This window comes from Arthrobacter oryzae, assembly GCF_030812315.1.
Lineage (GTDB): Bacteria > Actinomycetota > Actinomycetes > Actinomycetales > Micrococcaceae > Arthrobacter > Arthrobacter oryzae_B.
The window spans coordinates 168,602-183,440 of the sequence record NZ_JAUSSM010000001.1 but is presented as its reverse complement, the minus strand read 5'-3'; the positions used below and the strand labels follow the sequence as shown (position 1 = coordinate 183,440).

The 14,839-nt window shown below is 64.1% G+C and carries 15 protein-coding genes; 8 read left to right on the top strand and 7 right to left on the bottom strand.

Annotation, left to right across the window (positions count from 1 at the left end; translation table 11 throughout):
- Positions 1-10: 10 nt before the first annotated feature.
- Genes J2S97_RS00940 through glmS form a run of 3 tightly spaced genes read right to left on the bottom strand, consistent with a single transcriptional unit; the run spans position 11 to position 3,840 of the window.
- Positions 11-1,537, bottom strand: coding sequence for an NAD(P)H-hydrate epimerase (locus tag J2S97_RS00940; RefSeq protein ID WP_307045683.1), 1,527 nt, complete (start codon positions 1,535-1,537; stop codon positions 11-13).
- Between the two features lie 57 nt (positions 1,538-1,594).
- Positions 1,595-1,942 (bottom strand): holo-ACP synthase, encoded by a 348-nt coding sequence (locus J2S97_RS00935; protein WP_011692749.1) that lies wholly within the window; start codon positions 1,940-1,942, stop codon positions 1,595-1,597.
- A 5-nt stretch (positions 1,943-1,947) separates the two neighbouring features.
- A complete protein-coding gene (gene glmS, locus J2S97_RS00930) occupies positions 1,948-3,840 on the bottom strand; it encodes a glutamine--fructose-6-phosphate transaminase (isomerizing) (RefSeq protein WP_307045680.1) in 1,893 nt (630 codons plus the stop codon).
- Between the two features lie 125 nt (positions 3,841-3,965).
- Between glmS and coaA the strand changes: the two genes are divergently transcribed.
- From coaA to J2S97_RS00915, 3 genes are all read left to right on the top strand, one after another.
- The gene (gene coaA, locus J2S97_RS00925) at positions 3,966-4,940 is read left to right on the top strand and encodes a type I pantothenate kinase (protein WP_307046521.1); all 975 of its coding nucleotides are present in this window, start codon (positions 3,966-3,968) and stop codon (positions 4,938-4,940) included.
- A 5-nt stretch (positions 4,941-4,945) separates the two neighbouring features.
- A complete protein-coding gene (locus J2S97_RS00920) occupies positions 4,946-5,866 on the top strand; it encodes a M15 family metallopeptidase (RefSeq protein WP_307045678.1) in 921 nt (306 codons plus the stop codon).
- Between the two features lie 76 nt (positions 5,867-5,942).
- Positions 5,943-7,613 carry a hypothetical protein gene (locus J2S97_RS00915; RefSeq protein WP_307045676.1) on the top strand — a complete coding sequence of 557 codons (1,671 nt, stop codon included), beginning with the start codon at positions 5,943-5,945 and terminating at the stop codon, positions 7,611-7,613.
- A 133-nt stretch (positions 7,614-7,746) separates the two neighbouring features.
- On the opposite strand, the gene J2S97_RS00910 is transcribed toward J2S97_RS00915, so the two are convergent.
- Positions 7,747-8,652: a hypothetical protein gene (locus J2S97_RS00910; RefSeq protein WP_307045675.1), complete on the bottom strand. Its 906-nt coding sequence runs from the start codon at positions 8,650-8,652 to the stop codon at positions 7,747-7,749.
- 226 nt (positions 8,653-8,878) lie between these two features.
- Here J2S97_RS00910 and mscL point away from each other — a divergent pair, with 226 nt between their 5' ends.
- The gene (mscL, locus tag J2S97_RS00905) at positions 8,879-9,274 is read left to right on the top strand and encodes a large conductance mechanosensitive channel protein MscL (protein ID WP_307045671.1); all 396 of its coding nucleotides are present in this window, start codon (positions 8,879-8,881) and stop codon (positions 9,272-9,274) included.
- A gap of 96 nt (positions 9,275-9,370) precedes the next feature.
- On the opposite strand, the gene glmM is transcribed toward mscL, so the two are convergent.
- The 3 genes from glmM to rplM all read right to left on the bottom strand — a co-directional run bounded on the left by glmM (position 9,371) and on the right by rplM (position 11,883).
- Positions 9,371-10,729 carry a phosphoglucosamine mutase gene (gene glmM, locus J2S97_RS00900; RefSeq protein WP_307045669.1) on the bottom strand — a complete coding sequence of 453 codons (1,359 nt, stop codon included), beginning with the start codon at positions 10,727-10,729 and terminating at the stop codon, positions 9,371-9,373.
- A gap of 165 nt (positions 10,730-10,894) precedes the next feature.
- Positions 10,895-11,401: a 30S ribosomal protein S9 gene (gene rpsI / locus J2S97_RS00895; protein ID WP_104172070.1), complete on the bottom strand. Its 507-nt coding sequence runs from the start codon at positions 11,399-11,401 to the stop codon at positions 10,895-10,897.
- A gap of 38 nt (positions 11,402-11,439) precedes the next feature.
- Positions 11,440-11,883, bottom strand: coding sequence for a 50S ribosomal protein L13 (gene rplM, locus J2S97_RS00890; RefSeq protein WP_078027203.1), 444 nt, complete (start codon positions 11,881-11,883; stop codon positions 11,440-11,442).
- A gap of 334 nt (positions 11,884-12,217) precedes the next feature.
- Between rplM and J2S97_RS00885 the strand changes: the two genes are divergently transcribed.
- The 4 genes from J2S97_RS00885 to J2S97_RS00870 all read left to right on the top strand — a co-directional run bounded on the left by J2S97_RS00885 (position 12,218) and on the right by J2S97_RS00870 (position 14,834).
- Positions 12,218-12,901, top strand: coding sequence for a prepilin peptidase (locus J2S97_RS00885; protein ID WP_307046519.1), 684 nt, complete (start codon positions 12,218-12,220; stop codon positions 12,899-12,901).
- Positions 12,902-13,126: 225 nt separating this feature from the next.
- Positions 13,127-13,336 (top strand): Flp family type IVb pilin, encoded by a 210-nt coding sequence (locus tag J2S97_RS00880; RefSeq protein WP_307045667.1) that lies wholly within the window; start codon positions 13,127-13,129, stop codon positions 13,334-13,336.
- Between the two features lie 83 nt (positions 13,337-13,419).
- On the top strand, positions 13,420-13,812 hold the full coding sequence (locus J2S97_RS00875; RefSeq protein ID WP_307045666.1) for a TadE/TadG family type IV pilus assembly protein: 393 nt from the start codon (positions 13,420-13,422) through the stop codon (positions 13,810-13,812).
- Positions 13,800-14,834, top strand: a complete 1,035-nt coding sequence (locus J2S97_RS00870) for a pilus assembly protein TadG-related protein (protein WP_307045664.1) — start codon at positions 13,800-13,802, stop codon at positions 14,832-14,834. The genes J2S97_RS00875 and J2S97_RS00870 overlap by 13 nt, the downstream gene beginning before the upstream one ends.
- Positions 14,835-14,839: the final 5 nt, after the last annotated feature.

Sequence of the window (14,839 nt, the reverse complement as noted above, 5' to 3'; positions counted from 1 at the left end):
CGGCCGATCGTTACAGCGTCCGCATCACCTCGGACAGGTAGTTTGCGATTGCGCCGGCGGTCACAGGGCCGCCGGCTGAGGCAAGGGTCCCGGCACGGCCGTGCAGGCTTGCCGCCATGGCGCCGATGGCCGCCCAGCGCTGATCCGGGGAGATGCCGGAGGCGGCAAATCTTTCCTCTTCGTCGGAGTGCTGGGCCAGCAGGGCGCCGAGTATCCCGGCCAGCACGTCCCCGCTGCCGGCGGTGGCCATCCACGGCGTGGCTTCGGCCTGGCTGAACACGGGGCCCGACGGCGCAGCCACCACGGTCGTGGCGCCCTTGAGCAGGACTGTGGCTCCGGTCCTTTCGGCGGCCCGGCGCACAGCCTCGAGGGTGGCGCCCTCCACGCCCTGCCGCCCCAGGTCGATCCCGTAGCGCTGCAGGACGTGCGCCAGCTCGCCGGCGTGCGGTGTCAGCACCACATGCGGTGCCAGGGCGTCCGGCAGGGCCGGCAGCGCACCGGCGTCGGCCGCCACAGGGAGTCCCGTGTCGACGGCGTCGCGGACCCGCCGCAGCTGGTCGTCGTCGCCGTCGGCGATCCCGGAGCCAACCAGCCAGGCCTGGACATGGGCGTCAGCCACGCTGTCCGGCCCGCACACCACTTCCGGGCACGCCTGGCGGACCAGCTGGGTGGGCTCGGGCGGACCGAGGTACCGGACCATCCCGGCGCCGGCGGAAAGGGCGCCGCGGCAGGCGAGGACCGCGGCCCCCGGGTACTGCTGCGAGCCGGCGACCACCCCCAGGACCCCGCGGGAGTACTTGTGGGAGCGGCGCGACGGCGGCGGCAGGAGCCGGGCAAGGTCTGCGGATTCCAGGCGCCGCAGCGCCGGCGGAGGCAGTTCGGTTTCGATGCCGATGGGGATGACCTGCACGCGCCCGGAGTAATCGGCGCCGGGATCTGCGAACAGTCCGGCTTTGGCCCCGCCGAAAGTCACGGTGAGGTCCGCAGGCAGAACGGGATCATAGGCTTCGCCGCTGTCCGCGTCCACGCCGCTGGGGATGTCGCAGGCCACCACAAAGCCGTGTGCTCCGGTCCGGAGTTTCCCAATGAGGGTCGCCGGTGCACCCCGCAGCCCACCGCGGGCTCCGGTCCCCAGCACGGCATCAATCACGACGTCGGCACGGGCGGTTTCCGCCGCCAGCTCGCCTGCGTTGTGGTCGCTGAGGGCGCGGGTACGGCCGCCGGCCCGTTCCAGGGCGGCGAGGCCTCCGGGGTGGGCTTCCCCGGCGGTGAGGACCGCCGTCGCGCGCATTCCGCGGGCCGCCAGCATGGCGGCGGCGAACAGCCCGTCTCCCCCGTTGTTGCCCTTGCCCGCCAGCACCGCGACGCTCGCGCCGTAGGGGCGGATGCCGCGCGACGCGAGTTCACGGACCACTGCGTTGGCCAGTCCGTAGGCCGCCCGCTGCATAAGAACAGCGCCCGTGCCAGCGCCCAGGCTTGCCTGGATGAAGTGCTGCTCGGCCTCCCGTATTTGGGTTCCGGTATAGGCGCTGATCATTGGTTCAGTCCAATCGGTGCTGGGTCCGCGGCAGGGCTGTCAGGTGAAGAGTCCGCGTCAGCCTTCCGCCAGGACGGTCGCCGTGGCGATTCCGCCGTCGTGGCTCATCGACAGGTGCCAGCGCTTGACGCCCTTGGACTCGGCGACGGCCAGCACGGTGCCCTTGACCTGGATGGTGGGGCCGTTCTGGTCCAGGCCGATCCAGCAGTCCTGCCAGTTCATACCGGCGGGAGCCCCCAGGACCTTGGCCACGGCTTCCTTGGCCGCAAAGCGCGCGGCCAGGGAGCGCGTGTTCAGCTCGCGCTCGGCCGGGACGAACAGCCTGTCCCGGAGCCCGGGGGTCCGTTCCAGCTGCCGGCCGAACCGTTCAATGTCTACGACGTCTACGCCAATGCCAACAATCATGCGGCTTATTCTACGGTCACGCTCTTGGCCAGGTTGCGTGGCTGGTCCACGTCGTAACCCTTGGCCGTGGCGAGTTCGAGGGCGAAGATCTGCAGCGGCACGGCGGCCAACAGGGGTGCCAGGAGAACCGGGGTCTCCGGAATGTAGAAGACGTGTTCGGCGTAGGCCTTGACCGCCTCGTCGCCTTCCTCGGCGATGACGATGGTCTTCGCGCCGCGGGCCCGGACCTCCTGGATGTTGGAGACCACCTTGGCGTGCAGCGAGTTCCGGCCGCGCGGGGACGGGACCACCACGAACACCGGCTGGCCCTCCTCGATCAGCGCGATCGGGCCGTGCTTGAGCTCACCGGCGGCAAAGCCTTCAGCGTGGATGTACGCCAGTTCCTTGAGCTTGAGCGCGCCTTCCATGGCCACCGGGAACCCGACGTGGCGGCCCAGGAACAGCACAGACTTGGCGTCCGCCATGGACCGGGCCAGTTCCTTGATCTCGTCCACGTGGTCCAGGACCTGCTGGATCTTCGCCGGGACCTTCGCGAGGTCGGCCAGGATGTCCTTGATCTCGCCCTGGAACTTGTTGCCGCGCAGCTGTGCCAAATACAGGCCCAGCAGGTACGCGGCGGTGATCTGCGCCAGGAACGCCTTGGTGGACGCCACAGCGATCTCCGGCCCGGCGTGCGTGTACAGCACGGCATCGGATTCACGCGGGATGGTGGAACCGTTGGTGTTGCAGATGGAGAGGGTCTTGGCGCCCTGTTCCTTGGCGTACCGGACGGCCATCAGGGTGTCCATGGTCTCGCCGGACTGCGAGATGGACACAATCAGCGTGTTCTCGTCAACGATCGGGTCGCGGTAGCGGAACTCGTGGGAGAGCTCCACCTCGGTGGCGATGCGGCACCAGTGCTCGATGGCGTACTTGGCCACCTGGCCCGAATACGCGGACGTGCCGCAGGCGAGCACGATGATCTTGTTGATCTTCTTCAGGTGCTCCGGGTCGATGCGCATTTCATCGAGGGTCAGCTTGCCGTCGAGGTCCGAGCGGCCCAGCAGGGTGTTGGCGACGGCGTCGGGCTGGTCGTGGATTTCCTTTTCCATGAAGGACGGGTAGCCGCCCTTCTCGGCCGAGGCCGGGTCCCAGTCAACATGGTATTCCTTGCCCTGGGCCGGGGCGCCGAAGAAGTCGGTGATCTCCACGGTGTCCGCGGTGATGGTCACGATCTGGTCCTGGCCCAGCTCCACGGCGCGGCGGGTGTAGTCGATGAAGCCGGAGACGTCCGAGCCGAGGAAGTTCTCGCCCTCGCCCAGTCCCACCACGAGCGGGGAGTTGCGCCGGGCGGCGACGACGACGTCGGGCTGGTCCGCGTGCACGGCCAGCAGGGTGAAGGCGCCTTCGAGGCGCTGGCAGGCCAGTTGCATGGCCCTGGTCAGGCCGCCGTTGGAGGCGTCACCGCCCAGCTTGTTCCGGAAGATGTCGCCCAGGAGCGCGGCGGCCACCTCGGTGTCCGTCTCGGACGCGAACGTGGCGCCGCCTTCGAGCAGTTCGAGCTTGAGCTCGGCGAAGTTTTCGATGATGCCGTTATGGATCAGGGCCAGCTTGCCGCCGTCGGCCAGGTGCGGGTGCGCATTCTGGTCCGTGGGCCCGCCATGGGTGGCCCAGCGGGTGTGGCCGATTCCGGTGACGGAGTCCGGCAACGGACGCTCTTCCAGTTCGGTGAGCAGGTTGCTCAGTTTTCCGGACTTCTTGCGGGACGAAATGGTCCCGTCAGCCACCACGGCGACGCCGGCGGAGTCATACCCCCGGTACTCCAGGCGGCGGAGTCCCTCAAGGACAACGTCCAACGCGCCGTGGCCAACATTTACCCGGCCTGACGAATGGCCTACGTATCCTACGATTCCACACATAGAGCCAAGCTTATATGGCGGAGTGGGCCGTCGCCGTCGAACGTGGCCTCCTTGACGGGTCGCAAGCCGCCCTTTACGGCGGTTGCGTCGCCATCCATTTCGCTCTCAGCGTCGCGGAGGGCAGAATCTCTAACGTGACTTTGCAACGCAATGAAGCGAATGGAGAGGGTGTCTCCCCGTTCGTGGAGCTGGACAGGCAGACCTGGTCCCGGCTCGCAGCCCAGATGGAACAGCCTCTGAATGAAGAGGACGTGGTCCGTCTCCGAGGGCTCGGAGATCCGCTGGACATGAAGGAAGTCCGCGAAGTCTATTTGCCGCTCTCCCGGCTGCTTCATCTCTATGTGGAGGCAGCGGGCCAGCTTCACGCCGCCACCACCACGTTCCTCGGCGAACAGACGCAGCGCACGCCCTTCGTGATCGGCGTGGCCGGTTCCGTGGCCGTGGGCAAGTCCACCATCGCCCGCGTGCTCCGCGAGATGCTCCGGCGCTGGCCCGGCACCCCCAATGTGGAGCTCATTACAACGGACGGGTTCCTGTACCCGCTGGCAGAGCTCAAGCGCCGGCACCTCCTGGACCGCAAGGGGTTCCCGGAATCCTATGACCGCCGCGCTCTGCTGCGGTTTGTGAGTGAGATCAAGGGCGGCGCAGAGGAGGTCCGGGCACCCTGGTACTCCCACGTCACGTACGACATTGTGCCCGGCAAGGAAGTGGTGGTCCGCAGGCCGGACGTGCTGATCGTGGAGGGCCTGAACGTCCTGGCCCCCGCCCGCCCCCGCCAGGACGGCAGGCAGGGACTGGCGCTGAGCGACTTTTTCGATTTCTCCATCTATGTGGATGCGAAGACCTCCTACATCGAGGAGTGGTACGTGGACCGGTTCCGCAAACTGCGCAGCACCGCGTTTGCCCAGCCGGAGTCCTACTTCCACCGCTACGCGACGCTGTCCGACGACGAGGCGGAGACCACGGCCCGGGACATCTGGAAGCGCATCAACGAGCCCAACCTGGAGGACAACGTCCTCCCCACACGGGGCCGGGCGCAGCTGGTGCTCACCAAGGAAGCAGACCACTCCATCCGCCGCATGCTGCTGCGGAAGGTCTAGCACAGGTGTGCCACAACTGCGCTGTGACCGCCGGATCTGTGCTGGCCGCCGGACCTGTGAGCAGGAGGTCGGTGGCCAAGCTTTTTGCCGTCGGCGCGGGGCTGACTGCCCTCGCAGCGTGCACGCCCGACGGCGGGACCCAGCCGCCGTCGTCGTCCTCCCCGTCCGGGACTTCCGCATCCGCCGCGCCGACGGCTGCGTCGTCGTCGGCGGGGCCGGAGACGTCCACTGCCGCTGCCACTGAACCGGGGACCGTGGCGGCGCCTGCGCCGGCAACCACCTCTGCGCCGACGCCCACCTCGCCTGCGGCCGGACTGGCAAAACAGTACTCCCTGACGGATCCCGCCAGCCCGTGGCTGGTGGTCAACAAGCACCGCCCGCTCTCCCCCGCTGATTACGTGCCGGCGGACCTCGTCCAGCCGAACGTTGCGCTGGCAGTTTCCGGCGAAGCTGCCCAGCTGAACAGCACGACGGCGGCTGCCGCGGAACAGATGTTCGCCGCGGCCGCGCAGGACGGCGTGACCATGACCCTGGCCAGCGGCTACCGTTCCTACGGCACGCAGGTGGCGACGTACAACAGCTATGTTGCCTCCAGGGGCCAGGCCGAGGCGGACACCGCCTCGGCCAGGCCGGGATTCTCGGAGCACCAGACAGGCTGGGCCTTCGACATCGGCGACGGCGGCGGGGCCTGTAGTTTCCAGCCGTGCTTCGCTGAGCAGCCGGCCGCGGTGTGGGCCAAGGCCAACGGGCACCGCTTCGGCTTCGTGGTCCGGTACCCGTGGATGTTCCACGGGATCACGGGCTACTACTACGAGTCCTGGCACCTGCGCTATATCGGCGTGGAGGCCGCGACGGACATGACGGCACGGGGCATCAACACGCTGGAAGAGTACTTCGGGCTGGAAGCGGCGCCGGGGTACCTGTAGGGAAGCTCTCGGGTGCCGCCGGAGGCCGGCGGCGCGCCCAAGGAAGGCTCCAGCTGCCGCCGTGTACATTTCCCGCATGGGGGACATCGGGGGTGCCAGCGCAAACAGCGAAATTGACGGCATCGTGCAGCGGCTGTCTACCATGGCCCGGGAGGATCCGCACCGGCCAACTGGCGGGGCTGGAACACAACCGGACCGATTGAATGCCGTCCTTGAGTTTCTGCCGCAGCTTAGACTCCGGACCCTCCGGGCTCTGGAGCACTACATCACCAGCCCGGATGGCCTGGCAGCCATTCGCGGTTGGAACGGCTGGCAGTCGGAGGTGCCCAGCGTCGCAAACTTCCTGCTTCGCTACTGTTGCCCACCGGCGCTGTGGCGAATTCCCCGGAGCGCCGCGTCCATTGACGCCGACCTGCTGGATCTACTGAGCTTCAACAAGATACAGAATGCCCACGGCGAGACGATGGGTTACGCCGGCGTGGACGCTTATGCGGATGCCAAGGACGACTGCCACTGCATGACCGCCGCCTTCGCCCAGTGGATCCTGACGACCGCGCCGGACCCGGCGCGCGTCTCGGGTCTGGCTGCGAAAGGGCGGCTGGCGAAATTCGGGATTTCACCGGCGGATTTAGACCCGGACGAACTCCGGGCGGAACTCGCCAAGGTGGATGTCGATGCAGAGGTCAGCGTCCTGGTTGGTTTGTATGCCGACAAGCCCCAACCAGACCCGACCGGCCCCCCGGGACGAGACCAGCAGCATACGCCCAACCTCGCAGACATCGACGACGACGGGAAGGGAAGCTTCGAGGTCACCATCCCTCCCACTGCTTCGTCTCCTTCCACGGCCGGAGACGCTTTCGAGAAACACATCTCCCGCAAGGACTCCACGGCCGCTGTTAAACGGCAAAAAGCCCTGTTCTGGGTTGTTTGCCCGCTTGCTGCCGTCGCAATTCCGCTTTGGTTGGCGTGGCCTTTGGTTGCGGAATTATTGGCGGGGCCCCAGCTCAGTGCCTGGAAAGGGCTCGGTGCTTTTCTCCTTGCTGAGGCTGTGGGCGGCTGCCTGATCGCACTGGGCCTCTCTTCCTTGCTGGATCTTCGGGCGAGAGGGTATTTCCTTGTGGCCCGCGAACTGAACCACTTCACGGTGCTGCAGGGCCGGCGCGACGAGGAATTCCTGCAGGCCTTGCGTGTCCTACGCCCCGGCCTGTTCGCCCGGTCAGCTACTGCGGGCCTGCCCCGGCTTTTTACTGTTTGCTTCGACAAGGAGGGGGCACTGCTGGTTGGCGGCGGCTCACGACCGCGTGTAGTCGCGGCATTTCACTGGCTTCACGTGCGCGAAATCCAAGCAGAACCGCAGGTCCGCGGCCACCACGCCAAGGGCGGCACCGGTCAGCGGGTGGTGCTTCTAGTCCGTCAGGAGGGCCGCGATGAGAAGCTGACATTCCCGCTCGAACGCGCGAAGGTGGCATGGACCTCCCGAACGTTCCTGGAATCGGATCCGGTCAAGGCGACGCTGGCCTTGGTCCAGGGGATGCGGACCCTGAGCTCCCTTGAGAGACCCGGGACAACCCCGCATGGTATCCGCAAAATGACACCCGAGATTGAGGAGCGCATACATCTGTTGCTGCGGGACGACGCCGTGCTGGAAGGCACGGACTACGAGATGGAAGCGTTGGCGTATGAAGCCAAACTCCGGCCTCCTCCGGTGCTGGCGAGTTCAGCATTCGTCCGTGGCCGCCAGGTTTGAAATTGTCCGAGGGTTGGCTGTTGTGGCGCTCCTTTGCGCGGCGGGCCCTCTAATCCTGGCGTTGTTTCTGAGGTAGTGGCCTAGTCCCGACGTGACGCCCGACACGCCCCGCGAAATTACCCGGCTCGTCCTTTTAGGGCAGCCCGTCCACCGGTCCTCGGCTGCGCCCGGCGACGACGTAGACACCGAATAGCAGGGCGTGTGGACGTGTCCCTCGCCAGGTCAACGAGGCAGAAGCGCCACTTCGCTCCACGACGGTAGCTCTCCAGCGACGCCGCACCAGCCCGGGGCGGAACAGTTGGACGTCGCTGAGGAAGGAGTAGGGAATCCATCTCCCTGCATGGCGCTTTGCAAGTTCGGACGCACGAGCTGACGTAACGGTGGCGCGCTGAAAGTGTGGGTTCTCGCTGTGGTCCAGGGGGCCGTGCGGGATGGTGCCGGCGGGCAGGATGAGGATGCCGTTCCGGTTGACCCATATTTGAACTTTCTGGCCGTCGCTGGCGGCATCCCCGGAGACCAGCCGGCACAGATCGTCGTCCTCGGGAGGTTCCACGGTCTGTGCCGGATGTGTTGTCTGAGCCGTGGCGGCTGGGTCGGGTGGGGCTACGCCGTCTCCGGCTGGGGCGCCCGGCTGATCCGCCGGATGCAGGTCATGGGCCCTCCCGTTGGCAGCAGCGACGGCCTGCATAACGGCTGCGCGCAGTCCATCGGCACACAGCCGGGGCGCTTCAACGGCGAACACTTCGCGATCGAGCTGGACAACCGAGCGAACACCGACCTGCTCTCCCAACAGGTCCGCCAGGTCGTCGCGATCGGGGCGAATGAGCAGACCGACCCCGTCGTCCAGGTCCACCAGCCAGCCGTGTTCGTCGATTTCGGGTTCGTCCTCGGCCTCGACGGAGATCCAGTCCGCCAACTCGGCCGGCCGAACCGGTCCGACCTCCTCCTCCGCAATGTATGGCACGAGAAGCCCCAGGCGCTCAACAACATCAGCCGTGTGCAGAGTACAGTCATGCTTCTTCAGTCGGTGGTGCACCATTCCCGTCCATCCTCACCCGAGTATCGACCGCCCTTCGGCACACGAGAGTCTACGGCACCTAGCATCCGGGACAAGGGGCCATCCTCCGTGAGGGCCTGGCTCTTCGCGACGATGACCTCTCGGCGAGCATGAGGTGATTGTCCACTCCTGGCGTGACGCCCGACACGCCCCGCGAAATTACCTGGCTGTCACATCATGTTTACGGGGCTGCACTAGCTTGGAAGCTATGTTGACCGGATTCAAGAATTTCATCATGAAGGGCAACGTCGTAGACCTTGCCGTCGCCGTGGTCATGGGTGCCGCCTTCGGCGCCGTCGTGACCTCAATCGTTGAAGGCTTGCTGACTCCGCTGATCGGCCGCCTGTTCAGTGCCAAGGGCATTGAAGAGATGCAGTGGGAGGGATTCATGTACGGGTCCGTCATCTCCTCCATCATTTCGTTCCTGCTGGTGGCAGCCGCCATCTACTTCGTAGTCATCGTGCCCATGAACCACATGATCGAACGCCGCAACCGCCGGCTCGGTATTGGTACCGAAGTCAAGGAGGAGGCCGCCGAAGACCCCCAGATCGCACTCCTCACCGAAATCCGCGACGAACTCAGGAACGGCAGTCGCAGGGCGTAGTTTCTGGACATGACGAAAGTGGTCCGCCTCCGGCTGGAGGCGGACCACTTTTAGTCTTGGGCCGGACTGGTCCGGGTTGGCTCAGACGGCGCCGGCTTAGACGGCCGGTGCAACCGCCAGGCGTTCTTCCACCACGGCGGCGAGCCGCTTGCAGATACGTTCAGCGGTCGGCATGTCGGCGGCTTCCACCATCACGCGGACCAGGGCCTCTGTACCGGACGGCCGCAGGAGCACACGGCCGGTCTCGCCCAGTTCCGTGGACGCTTCGGCCACTGCGGCGAGTACCCCCTCATCCGTGCCTGCCCGCGCCTTGTCCACGTTCTTGACGTTGATCATCAGCTGCGGGAGCTTGGTCATCACCGTGGCCAGTTCCTTCAGCGGCCGGCCCGTGAGCGCCACCTGTGCAGCCAGCTGCAGGCCCGTCAAGAGACCGTCTCCCGTAGTCGCGTGATCGGCGAAAATAACGTGTCCGGACTGTTCGCCGCCGAGGTTGAACCCGCCGTCGCGCATTTCCTCAAGAACGTAACGGTCCCCCACCGCAGTTTCGCGGATGGTGATGCCCGCATTGCGGAGGGCGATCTTCAGGCCGAGGTTGCTCATGACCGTGGCAACCAGGACGTTGTCCTTGAGCTTCCCGGACTCCTTCAGCGCCAGCGCGAGGATGGCCATGATCTGGTCGCCGTCCACCTCGTTGCCTTCGTGGTCGATGGCAAGGCAGCGGTCGGCGTCGCCGTCGTGCGCGATGCCCAGGTCGGCACCGTGCTCCACCACGGCACGCTGCAGGGCGCCGAGGTGGGTCGAGCCAACGCCGTCGTTGATGTTCAGGCCGTCGGGCTCCGCACCAATGACCACAATTTCAGCGCCGGCGTCGTTGAAGAGCTGCGGGGAACAGCCGCTGGCGGCGCCGTGGGCGCAGTCGAGGACGATCTTCAGCCCGTCGAGGCGGTGCGGCAGGGTACTCAGCAGGTGGACGATGTAGCGGTCCTCGGCGTCGGAGAAGGTCTGTATGCGGCCCACGTCGCTTCCGGTGGGGCGGAACGCGTCCTTGCCCATCTGTTCCTCGATGGCGTCCTCAACCTCGTCAGGCAGCTTCTGGCCGCCTTTGGCGAAGAACTTGATGCCGTTGTCGGGAGCAGGGTTGTGGGAGGCCGAGATCATCACGCCGAAATCTGCCTTGAGGTCGGCCACCAGGTACGCGGCGGCCGGGGTGGGAAGCACGCCGGCGTCATAGACATCGATGCCTGAACTGGAGAGTCCCGCCGAGACGGCCGCGGAGATGAACTCACCGCTGGCCCGCGGATCGCGGGCCACCACTGCGCGCGGCCGGGCACCGTTCGTGGTGCGTTGGTGGCCGAGTACGACGGCGGCCGCTTGCGCCAGCTGCATTGCCAGCTCTGCTGTGAGCAGGCCGTTTGCCAGGCCCCGGACACCATCTGTTCCAAATAATCTAGACATCGGGTCAAGTTTAGACGATGGACCCGGTGGAGCTGACTTCTGGCTCCAGCCGAGGTACGCCTTGGTTGTTGCGCGCCCGGCTGTTACGACCCCGGGAGCGTTGGTGCCTTAAAACAGCGGAAGCCCGCCCCGCCAAATGGCGGGACGGGCTTCCGGCAAGCGGGTTTAGCGCTTGGAGTACTGCTGAGCCTTACGGGCCTTCTTGAGACCAGCCTTCTTACGCTCGATGACGCGTGCGTCACGGCGGAGGTAGCCGGCCTTCTTCAGGGTGGCGCGGTTGTTCTCGGTGTCGATCTCGTTCAATGAACGGGCGATGCCAAGGCGCAGGGCACCGGCCTGGCCGGAAATGCCACCACCGTGGATGCGTGCGAAGACGTCGTAGGCGCCATCCAGATCAAGGATCTTGAACGGCTCGTTGACATCCTGCTGGTGCAGCTTGTTCGGGAAGTAGTTGGCCAGCTCTCGGCCGTTGATGATCCACTTGCCGGTACCGGGCACGATGCGAACACGTGCCACGGCTTCCTTACGACGGCCAACTGCGGCGCCGGCGACGGTCAGTGCCGGGCGTTCCTTCTTGGGCGCTTCTGCTTCCGCAGGACCGCTTTCCGAGGTGTAGCTGGTCAGGGTTTCCTCAGCCGCAACGGCTTCGGTGGTCTCTTCGTTCTGAGCCACGGTTCTCCTTGTATAGATAAGTTGTTTGGTGGCCAGGACTACTGGGCGACCTGGGAAATTTCGAAAGTCTTGGGCTGCTGAGCCGCGTGCGGGTGCTCTGCACCGCGGTACACCTTCAGCTTGCCCAGCTGCTGTGCAGCGAGGGAGTTCTTCGGGAGCATGCCCTTGATGGCCTTCTCCACGGCGCGGACCGGGTTGGATTCCAGCAGCTCCGCGTAGGTGACGGAGGTCAGGCCGCCCGGGTAGCCGGAGTGCCGGTAAGCGCGCTTCTGCTCGAGCTTGGCGCCGGTGAGGGCAACCTTCTCAGCGTTGATGATGATGACGAAGTCGCCCATGTCCATGTGGGGAGCAAAGGTGGCCTTGTGCTTGCCGCGCAGCAGGATTGCGGTCTGGCTGGCGAGACGACCAAGGACAACGTCGGTGGCGTCAATGACGTGCCACTGGCGGTTGATATCGCCGGGCTTCGGGGTGTACGTACGCACGGTGTTTGCCTCGTTCTTGTTCTGGCGTTCTTGTTTAGGTGTCACGTAAGCGTGTGCACCTACTATCTATGCGCTACCGGAACAGAGGTGAGGGCTCTAGAAATCCAGTGGTCCAGAGGTCTCGAATGTGCCCGAGGAGTAGTTATCCTGCAACCGGATTCTCAGCGGGCACGCATCATCGAGAAAGGACACGCACAACGACTATCAAGAATAGCGGGTACAGAGGCCGCTGGTCAAAATAGGCTCTAGGTAGCCAGCCTGCGCCGGTCCTGATGCTCGGTTCGGCGGTTTGGCCCACGAGTAACTCCGAGCTTAGGTGCCCTCTTTGACTGAAATGCCCCCGGCTTCCCTGTTGGTAATCGCGTGTGCGCTCTTGGGGCTTGCTGTGGCTCCACTTGCCCTGCTGCTCGCGCGACAATTGCTTCCGACTCTGGAGTTGGGACGGGTCCGCTGGCAGAGCCACGTTAGTTTTTCACTAACGGCGCTTCTGTTCGCCGCCATGGCCTGGCGGTTCGGCTGGTCATGGGTGCTGCCAGCATTCCTATTCCTATGCGCAGCTGGGCTTGTGCTGTCCCGGATTGACCTCCAACACAAGTTGTTGCCCAACAAGATAGTCTTTCCGTCGCTTGGAATCGGATTTGTGCTGCTGCTTTTAGACGCCGGCATGAACCAACGATGGGGAAATCTGCTCGCTGCGGTCATCGGATGTGCCGTAACTTTCGTGATTTATCTGATTTTGGCCTTAATTTCTCCCCGCGGAATGGGCATGGGAGACGTAAAGCTTTCGGCACCACTTGGTTTGTACTTGGGCTACCTCTCGGTCGGGCATTTGATACTGGGTATAGCCCTTGGTTTCATTGTGGGTGCTGTTGCCAGTGTTCTTCTTGTTACAACCGGATTGGCGGGGCGGAAGACCGCTTTACCATTCGGGCCGTCCATGTTCCTGGGCTGCGTCGTGACAGTGCTTTGGGGCGTCGAGATCGGGCGCATCCTCATGCCTACGGTGTTCTCGCGGTAGCAGTTTCCGAGTACACCAAGTAGCCGTGTACTCCACATCTCAGGATTACAGTCGCTCGCCCCAAGTAACCTCCAGTTAGTGGAGTAAAAAAGACGAGTACAACCACGCGTTGTGTGGCTATTTGTGACTCCTGTATTCCTTTGTGTATCGAAGTTCCAGCAACGCCGAATTGGGGGGCGCGGGAAATTCGAAAACCATTTCAGCACTCACAAAAGGAACAAGAAAATGAATTCTGCACTGGTCTCCATGATCGCTTTTGTCGCCGGCGTCAAGAACCGTCTCACGGGTGAAGAGAAGGGCGCAACGGCCGTTGAATACGGTCTGATGGTTGCCCTCATCGTCATCGCGGCCCTTGTTGGTATTGGCCTGGTGGGAACCAACCTTCAGACCCTCTTCAACGACACCATCGCTCCGGAACTGGTTCCGGCTCCGTAGTCTCCGGACAGAAAAGTCCATTGATGGCGGTTCCTGGGCCACCTGGGAACCGCCATCGGCCTTTCGAGACTAGGGAACAAGAAATGCATGAACCAACCGAAAAGGGCGCAGCAGCCGTTGAGTTCGCTCTGATTCTTCCTCTGCTGCTCCTAATACTCATCGGAATCATCGAGTTTTCTTTTGCATTCAACGCACAGCTCTCGCTAAATCAGGCTGCACGTGAAGGCGCCCGCTATATGGCGATTCATAACGACAGCGGAGTCGCTGCTACACAGGCCAGCCAAGCGGCCGGCCGACTCACTCCAAGCACGGTCACAACGACTTTTACCTTCAGTGGCGGCGGCAGCAGTTGCTCAGCCGGCAAGCAGGTGACAGCCACGACGAGCTACACCTTGCAAACCGTCACCGGTTTCATTGACGGCTTCACTGGCAGCATCGTCCTCACAGGCAAAGGAACAATGCAATGCGGCGGCTGACCCAAGACACAGAAAATGAGCGCGGCGCCACCGCCGTGATGGTTGCCGTGATGATGATAATGCTGCTCAGCTTCGGGGCAATCGCCGTTGATGTCGGTGCCATGTATGCGGAAAAGGCGGTTGTACAAAATGGCGCCGATGCAGCTGCCTTGGCGGTAGCGCAGAAATGCGCCAAAGACACTTCCGACGCCGCCTGCACCACCGGGTCGGCACTATCTGGTCTGCTAGCCAATGCCAATGCCAAGGACGACCTGACCAATGTCGCCTCCACCGTCGTGGATAAGGCTGCAAAAAAGGTCACCGTCACAACCAACGCCCAGGATTCCACGGGAGTACATTTCTCTACTTTCTTTGCCAGGGTCTTCGGCACCGACACCACCAATATCGGGGCCGTTGCGGAGGCACGGTGGGGTGGGCCAAAGTCTGGGGTGACTTCCCTGCCAATTGCCTTCTCAGAATGCGAAGTTGATTTGAGCGTGGCAGCTGACGGCAAAACGCAGTTCCTGCTTTCCCACGGAACCGGGGCGGGCAAAAAAGACAAATGCCACGAAACAGGCTCCGGTCTCGAAATACCGGGCGGCTTCGGCTGGCTGACGACAACCAGTGGGACTTGCGGCGCCACGGTTGATCTTGCGTCGCCATGGGTCTCCACCAATAACGGAAATAATCCCGAGAAAGACTGCGGCTCAGCGCTCCAGACCTGGAAGGAGAAGTTGATCGCAGATGAGAAGGTCGTAGCGCTTCTCCCGGTCTTCGACCAAGACAACGGTTTACCCGGCGACAAAGGCAAATTTCACTTGAAGGCCTTCGCCGCCATCGATGTCGTGGGCTGGGACCTGGCCAACCAGGACCCTTTCCACTACATGCCAGCCGCTGCGGTTGGATACAAAGAGGCTGGCGGATACAGTCCAAGCGCCTTAGGCATCATCGGAAAGTTCATCCGCTATGTCGCCCTCGACGAAGCATTTGACGTCGGCGGAACCACAGACTACGGCGGAACCGTCGTAGAGCTCACTAAGTAATAGTC

Coding starts and splice junctions, on each gene's coding strand:
- J2S97_RS00940 (WP_307045683.1), bottom strand. CDS start 1,537: ATGATCAGCGCCTATACCGGAACCCAAATACGGGAGGCCGAGCAGCAC.
- J2S97_RS00935 (WP_011692749.1), bottom strand. CDS start 1,942: ATGATTGTTGGCATTGGCGTAGACGTCGTAGACATTGAACGGTTCGGC.
- glmS (WP_307045680.1), bottom strand. CDS start 3,840: ATGTGTGGAATCGTAGGATACGTAGGCCATTCGTCAGGCCGGGTAAAT.
- J2S97_RS00915 (WP_307045676.1), top strand. CDS start 5,943: ATGGGGGACATCGGGGGTGCCAGCGCAAACAGCGAAATTGACGGCATC.
- J2S97_RS00910 (WP_307045675.1), bottom strand. CDS start 8,652: ATGGTGCACCACCGACTGAAGAAGCATGACTGTACTCTGCACACGGCT.
- mscL (WP_307045671.1), top strand. CDS start 8,879: ATGTTGACCGGATTCAAGAATTTCATCATGAAGGGCAACGTCGTAGAC.
- glmM (WP_307045669.1), bottom strand. CDS start 10,729: ATGTCTAGATTATTTGGAACAGATGGTGTCCGGGGCCTGGCAAACGGC.
- J2S97_RS00885 (WP_307046519.1), top strand. CDS start 12,218: ATGCCCCCGGCTTCCCTGTTGGTAATCGCGTGTGCGCTCTTGGGGCTT.
- J2S97_RS00880 (WP_307045667.1), top strand. CDS start 13,127: ATGAATTCTGCACTGGTCTCCATGATCGCTTTTGTCGCCGGCGTCAAG.
- J2S97_RS00875 (WP_307045666.1), top strand. CDS start 13,420: ATGCATGAACCAACCGAAAAGGGCGCAGCAGCCGTTGAGTTCGCTCTG.
- J2S97_RS00870 (WP_307045664.1), top strand. CDS start 13,800: ATGCGGCGGCTGACCCAAGACACAGAAAATGAGCGCGGCGCCACCGCC.